Origin of the sequence: Citrobacter sp. KTE151, from assembly GCF_000398845.1 — a bacterium.
Classification (GTDB): Bacteria; Pseudomonadota; Gammaproteobacteria; order Enterobacterales; family Enterobacteriaceae; genus Citrobacter; species Citrobacter braakii.
Window position 1 is genome coordinate 358276 of record NZ_KB976065.1, and the last position, 6898, is coordinate 365173.

5 protein-coding genes and 2 pseudogenes are annotated in these 6898 nt (G+C 49.6%); all 7 read right to left on the reverse strand.

Annotated elements, in window-relative coordinates; translation table 11 throughout:
* Positions 1-93 precede the first annotated feature (93 nt).
* Positions 94-1166 (reverse strand): annotated as a pseudogene (locus tag WC7_RS27175) (IS3 family transposase); the annotation flags it as partial.
* Positions 1167-1229: 63 nt separating this feature from the next.
* The gene (locus WC7_RS06945) at positions 1230-2009 is read right to left on the reverse strand and encodes a hypothetical protein (RefSeq protein WP_016154336.1); all 780 of its coding nucleotides are present in this window, start codon (positions 2007-2009) and stop codon (positions 1230-1232) included.
* A 269-nt stretch (positions 2010-2278) separates the two neighbouring features.
* Positions 2279-2851 carry a recombinase family protein gene (locus WC7_RS06940; protein WP_016154337.1) on the reverse strand — a complete coding sequence of 191 codons (573 nt, stop codon included), beginning with the start codon at positions 2849-2851 and terminating at the stop codon, positions 2279-2281.
* Between the two features lie 1689 nt (positions 2852-4540).
* The gene (locus tag WC7_RS06935; protein WP_016154338.1) at positions 4541-4831 is read right to left on the reverse strand and encodes a hypothetical protein; all 291 of its coding nucleotides are present in this window, start codon (positions 4829-4831) and stop codon (positions 4541-4543) included.
* Between the two features lie 218 nt (positions 4832-5049).
* Positions 5050-6171 (reverse strand): hypothetical protein, encoded by a 1122-nt coding sequence (locus tag WC7_RS06930; protein ID WP_016154339.1) that lies wholly within the window; start codon positions 6169-6171, stop codon positions 5050-5052.
* 101 nt (positions 6172-6272) lie between these two features.
* On the reverse strand, positions 6273-6500 hold the full coding sequence (locus WC7_RS0124655; protein ID WP_231390987.1) for a DUF6971 family protein: 228 nt from the start codon (positions 6498-6500) through the stop codon (positions 6273-6275).
* Positions 6497-6805 (reverse strand): annotated as a pseudogene (locus tag WC7_RS26790) (integrase core domain-containing protein); the annotation flags it as partial. The pseudogene WC7_RS26790 and the gene WC7_RS0124655, both read right to left, overlap by 4 nt.
* Between the last annotated feature and the right edge of the window lie 93 nt (positions 6806-6898).

Below are 6898 nucleotides of genomic sequence, written 5' to 3' on the forward strand. Positions count from 1 at the left end.
GATGCGGGAAGGTCTTCACTGCATCAGTAATCACACCAATCTGGTTAAACGGCAAACTAAGTGGTGGTAAAGACTGACATCGGCATTATTACTGTCACTGTGTAGCATCAGCCCTGTTTTCCGGACTGGGGCTTTCAGCGCTTGTTCCAGCATCCCGCAGGTCAGGCTCAGCACCGGCTTCTGAGACATCTGCCACGCGATAATTTCGAGATTAAACAGGTCCTGCACCACAGACAGATACAGCTTCTCCTGTCCGATCCTGAACTCTGTCACATCAGTGCACCACTTTTTTCCGCTTTCTTCTGTTCTGAAGCGCCGGGCAAGAAGATTAAGCGAAGCCTGATTACTGTCGTTCATCCACGAACTGTACTTTTTGCGCCGAATCTGACAGAACAGACCCTGCCGCCTCATCAGCTTCCCCACCGTTTTATGGTTCAGTCGGGTACCCCTTCTTCTCAGCTCCGTAGTCATGCGACGATAGCCATAGCACTCCTTGTGTTGCCTGTGGATTGCCGCCATAAGCGGTATTACTTCCGCGTATTTGTCAGGCCTGCTGGCGGGGTTAGCCTGATGATAGTACCAGCTGCTGCGGGGCAGGCTGGCCGCCCGCAGCAGGCATCTCAGCGAGTGGTCAGGCAGCAGCAGGCGGACTAGCCGGGCTTTTTCTGCTGCTCCCTGAGCGCATTTTCCGCTCTCAGGGCCTTCAGCTTTTTTAAATATGCATTCTCCGCTCGCAGATATTCAAGCTCTCTGAGCAGCTCAGGATGCGTCATTTCACTGTAAGGTTTTGCTTCGGAAGGCTGTTTACGTTTGGTCATGGCGGAGCCTGCTCTGGACGGATTAAGTTCCACTGTGCCTTTTGTACGATATCTGTGCAACCAGTTCTGGATTAGCGTCTCATTGGGAATGGCAAAGAGCGCAGAAGCGTCAGCGCTGCTGCAGCGGTTTTCAAGGATATAGTGAACCACACGAAGTTTGAACTCTGCGGAATAAAAACGATGAGGACGATGCTCCAGACCTGTCTCACCCTGCTGCCTGAAGGCGCGTATCCAGCGGGAGAGTGGCGTCCTGCCGACTTTAAACTGGCGTGCAGCTTCAGCAATTCCGGCTTGGCCGGACAGAACGTGCTGAACAGCCGCCAGTCTGAGAGAAAAAGGATGTTTCATTTTGAACCTCCGGAGTCTGAACTGTTTGTCCAGGATCCGGGGTTCAGTACAGTTCCCACACCCTCAAACCGAGTGGCGCTTGCACATATCGCGCACAGTGCTGGCAGGGACACCAGTAGCAGTGCTGATAGCTTTGTAGCCTAAGCCCTGTTTACGCAGCTCAAGTACTCGTTGCTCTGGTGTCTGCCCTGAGTCCTCAATAGCGTGGCGCTTCTCGGTGTTAGTCTTGAATGCCTCCAGCTCTTTCAGGCGGGACTCCATATCACCCAGGCGCTTCTCATGCTCATCCAGCTTACGGACAACCATAGCGGCATTCTGTAGGCTCATTAGCCCACTCGACAGGGTATCTGCATCCATTCGAATAGGGTTCCCCTGCTTCTGTGCGGTAACAATCGCAGGGTGTCCTGCATTGGCTTTCATGGCTTTTTTCATGCGTTTACGCTGCTGTGGTCGATTCATCACGGGCTTAACATCCTTTCCGGGTAACAGGTCGCGGACAATGCTAACTGCGGGCTTAGTCTCCCCGTTGTTGAACACATCCAGGGAGGTCTTAACGGCTTGTGTTACCTGTGATTGGTTCAGGCTCACACGGTTCGGGTTCTGCATAGCGATACGGCGTATACTGGCCTCTGCACGTAGCTTGTCTGCTACTGCGGCCCTCAGGTCACTTCGCCCGTTCTGCGCTCGGTAGCGCTCGTACAGCTCTTTAGTTTGCACAGACTGTAGTTCATTCAGGGATGGGGTATGTCCGTTCATCCACATGCACCACTGCATAGACTGCATCCGGTTCAGGTCTGCTGGCACGTCCGGGAACTGCTCTGGTAGGGTACTGCTATCAATCATTCTTATCTCCTTGTGGGGTGTGTACAGGTGCTTGCTATCCGAGCACACGTGCCACGGAGAATTACAGGAGGGTGCGAAAGCGTTTTGTGCGGACTTCGCCTCCTTCCCTAGAGAGTGATATTCTAATTACCATCGTTTGTAAGACAGGATTTCTACAACCCTAGTCGGTACTCGCTTCCTTCCCCTTACAAGTGTGGTTCTAATTACCACATAGTAAATTCAATTACTTACAGAAGCTTAAGTTAAGGCAGCAGAATTGGATAAACCATTTAGATGTGTTTATTCCAGTGCCGTTTAACCGTTGCAATCCCGATACCTAGTTGTTTTGCTGCCGCTGACTGACTCAGACCACCCTCCCTACATCGCTGTACACTCACAGTCGTGTCCTTAGCCTCGGGCCTGCCCAACTTAACGCCCTGAGCTTTCGCACGCCTCAGCCCTTCCTGAGTGCGCTCCCGGATACGGTCTTTCTCGAACTCAGCAAAGGCAGAAAACATCCGTAACATTAATTTACCCTCGGAGCTGGATAGGTCTGACACAGGCAAATCAAGTGACACCACTTTAACGCCCTTCTGCATGAGCATTTCAATAGTCTGCTGCACATCGATATTGTCACGGCCTAAGCGATCCAACTTCAACACAACAAGAACATCCCCGCTCTCTAGCTTATGCTCTACCAGTGACTTAAAACCATCACGCTGCATAGCAGGCACGCCACCGGATACTTGCTCTTGCACTACTCGGGCATCAGGTATCTCGTAGCCCGCATTATGAATAGCAAGCAATTGATTCTCGGTTGTCTGCTCGGTGGTTGAAACTCGACAATATGCAAATGTTCTCATCGTGTATGCTCCCTTGACTGGTATCAATTAACGGTATCATCATATGTATTGGAATCACTTAATGTCAATGGCTATTTTAATGATACCAATCATGATACCTAATTCTAGTATCACTTAACGAACGATTGTCGATACCAGACCAGCACCTACGATTAGCCGCATAAAAATCCATAACAATCCTAGCTATTGATACCGCGAAGCCTTTCAGGAAAAGGGCAAAGAGAACTATTAACACAACTGGTGTAGTGCAATCACATAATCGCTATAAACTACCGGAATAAAGAGAGAGTAAACTTCTTTAAAATCAACAAGTAAATAGTTCCACACTATACAGAGAGAGGAACGAACGAAAGATATGAAGAATGAGAATCTGACTGAGTGACGACAGAGAGCAGAAGCGAGAGTACCACGAGAGCGAACGACGAACGAACGATAAGCGTAGCAGCAAGCAGAGCCAGTGAGAGAGGAGAGAGCGACTACACAGAGAGAGAGAAGCAAACCTCTTCACAAATTGAAGAATGCCGCAGGTTGATACAGGAAGCTGCACCGCATATCTGTGCTGTCACCAATAGACCCCCTACACTACGCTGCACCCTATAACCCCTCAGGTGCACCGCACATAACAAACGGCACTGTACCCACGCACGAACAACCTCGCTCAGAAGCTGAACAAGCGTCTGTACGTGAATTCTGATAGACCAGCAAGGTGAATCCCCAGCAGAACACACAGAGCGTTTGTAGTAGCGTTCCACAGCCACCCAGATCCGAAAGGCACACGGGGGAAAGGCTTCCTTTGAGTGGGGGACACCCCCTCGCCTGAATACAGTACTTTTCAGTCGTGGCCTTTTTGGTACTTTAGTAAATATCGAGAAGCCTTGAGAATTAACTCATTACAAGATTTCAGACAATACAAGCCATAAAGCCCGTTGGTGGTAAGACAACGTGCGGAGCGTAGCGACTTCATCGGGGGTTATGTCAGACAGTGAAGTTTATCAGGACGCCGTGTACCCTTTCGGGAGCGTGGCTGAGACGCTGGCAGAGCTTGCATATGGTTTGCAAGTACCGTAACCACCATAAAACCTGTTTATTCCCTGCAACGTCATCTCGACGTGTGGCATGTGGGAGCATCGGCAAAAATGCGCTTCACTGAAAGCTGTAGGAGTTATGCCGGGTGCTCGGCTTTTTGTTCGTTGTTGGACTATCGCGGTAAGAACGTAGAACCACCGCCAGCTATTTGATATGCTCCCTAACCACATACCAGATCGCAGCAGCAATGAGTAATACCGTGGGTACCAAGATGGATAACCCGGTTTACATCCGCTTTTAGCATACTGATTCTAAAAGATATTTTAGATAGCATTAGCTGGAGCGGGCGAAGGGAATCGAAGCATCGAAGACAATCACTCACTAACCATTTGTTTCATAAAGAATCATGAATCCTTTTGGTTACAGTAATGGTTACACATTGAGTGATCTCTGGTCAAGGCTGAATGAACGTAATGTTCCCCTCGGAGGAATAGAACCAAGCTGAGAAGTGCTGTAATGTCCTAATGTTTAAACATCAAGAGATGGTAGCCCCCACTGCTCAGGGAACAACTTTGAGAGGGCTACAGGGGGAAGTCGTTAAACTTTATATATTAGATACCTGCGGAGATTTTTGTGAGGAATTTTAAGCACAAGAACCATCTGCTAGTGCCACCAGCCCCCACCGACCGCAAAGTGAAGACCAGTTAGCACCAGAGCAATGGCGATTGCGGCAGTAAAGAGAACGCCACAAACCGACGATAATCTATTGAAGACAATACGGTACACGATGCCCAGCAAGAACAAAGCCCCGGAGGCCCACCAAAAGGCACTCACTGCCCTAGCAAGCGCCCGATATGTTGACCACTGTACCCCACCATAGATGTAACCAGCCATACAACCAGCAGCCAGTAATAGTAAAGCCATCCCGATAAATGACCCGATACCTTTCAACATGTTGATATTCCTTTAAATAACCATAAAAACGGAGTCTAAAGGATAGCCCGGATGCGGGCATACTGATGATCGTTTGTCTCGATCGGTAAACTGAAATTGATCGCTAGTATCTATCAATCACTTTAGAGTATCTGGCAGACCAAGTGGACGCAGAGGACGAACACATACAACTCCTGTAAGTTCATGGGGTCCTCCGTATGTTCACTCAGGGTTTATAGCTACTCTACGGCAGTAAAACGAATAGCATGGACCAACGGGAAAGAGGCGTCTGTCTCAACGTCGAATGCTCCAGTTTTCACCTTAACGGAACCGGTAGCCAACACATCGACCACGCTGATTAACTCAAGGTCATACCCAGCGGTATTGCTATTACGAGTCACTTTTACATCCACGGTCTTAGCGCCTTTAGTTGACCTGAAAGAGATAGAAGCGAACCGCTTAGGCAGGAGATAGACACCTGTATCATCACCCGCATAGCCGCATACTGTGCAGCCCAGCAGGTCGCTAATATCTTCATGGCCTGCGCGTTGAGCAGATCGGTCCAAGACTGCCTCTAGTTTCTCAGGGACCAATACAGCATAGTCAGGCAGTGTGTTACCCAACTCGACCGGAAGATTCAGCGCTAAGATGTCCAGAAGGTCCTCAGCTTGGTCAGAGGGTTTCCCACTCAGTGGGACCGCTTCGATGACTTGTAGGTCTGGTGTATCTTTCAGGACATCGACCACAGCGGCAAACATTTGACGACAGTATTGGACCTGCATATCGCCTACAGTCTGGATTAGCGCCCCTTCAGTCCACCCTCCCATCATATCGAAGTCAGATACATGAGTAGCAGCAGAACACAGAATGCCAGTCTTATTGGTCTCAGGGTTCAACACTGGGGTGACAGTTACACTTGCCCCGGTGATGGCTGTAGTAGACGGAGCATCCTTAGCTGGGTTAAACGCACCATTATGCTTAAAGCGGACGGTACGATTCTGGAGAGCCTGACGGCGAATAGGCGTAGGGTCAGTGCCGTATGGGCGAAACTCACAGGGGAAGACATGCTCCATTACAGCAGTGCGGAAATCACCATCGTTGAAGGTCTCGTCCAAAGAGTCCTCCAGCGCTTGAACGTAATCATGTGAGTCATTCCCGAAGGCCATCGGACGACCTGAGCGGTCCGTGAAGCCTACGTTGAGAACTTGGGCGTCTTGACCGTTGGTCATCTGAACATAGTCAGTGCGTGAGGTGTCAGTACCCCATACAGACCCTTTTATAATTTGACCATCTTTGTCACGCTGAGGCTGACGCAGAGAAGCAAGTGAGGTTACTTTGTTAATTTGATTTATAATAGCCATGATAAATATCTCCTTAGTATATAAGTGCGCTACGTAGAAAGTAGTTGGCGACACCCTTGGTCTTATCTCAGAATCCAAGCAGCGCCGCCGAAAGTGATCAGTTAGTATCCGAAAGAGGCCCCTTTATTGCCGAAGCGTTTAATCAGGTCTTCGTCGCGTGCTCTACGTTCAGCGGCAGCTTTAGCAATCTCTGCTGGCGTTGCATGAATAGCGGCCATACGCTCTTGATGTTCCTCAGCCTCTTTACGTCGACGCTCAGCCTCTTGGCGTTCCTGTGCATTACTTTCAGCCCACCAGCGGGAATACTTTCCGTAATCTGTTGTGGTCAACTAAAACTGGCCACCGCGTTAGAGTTTTTCCAGTATCGGTTTTCTGATTCGTTTGGTGGTAACCCACCATTATATTCGTGCGGTCTTAGTGCGCTGTAATATCCAACGATATAGTCCGTTATTGCGTGAGCTGCATCGCTGAAGCTTACATAGCCCGTCGCTGGCACCCATTCGTTCTTCAGACTCCTGAAGAAGCGCTCCATTGGGCTGTTATCCCAGCAGTTTCCACGCCGACTCATACTCTGCCTGATCCGGTATCGCCACAGTAACTGCCGGAACTGCCTGCTCGTATAATGACTGCCTTGGACGCCCTTCTAAGAGTCAAGCTGTTATCGGGATACTGTTGATCCGCCTGTTTTGATTGCGCAGTAACGTGTAAACTTCGCGGGAGATATATC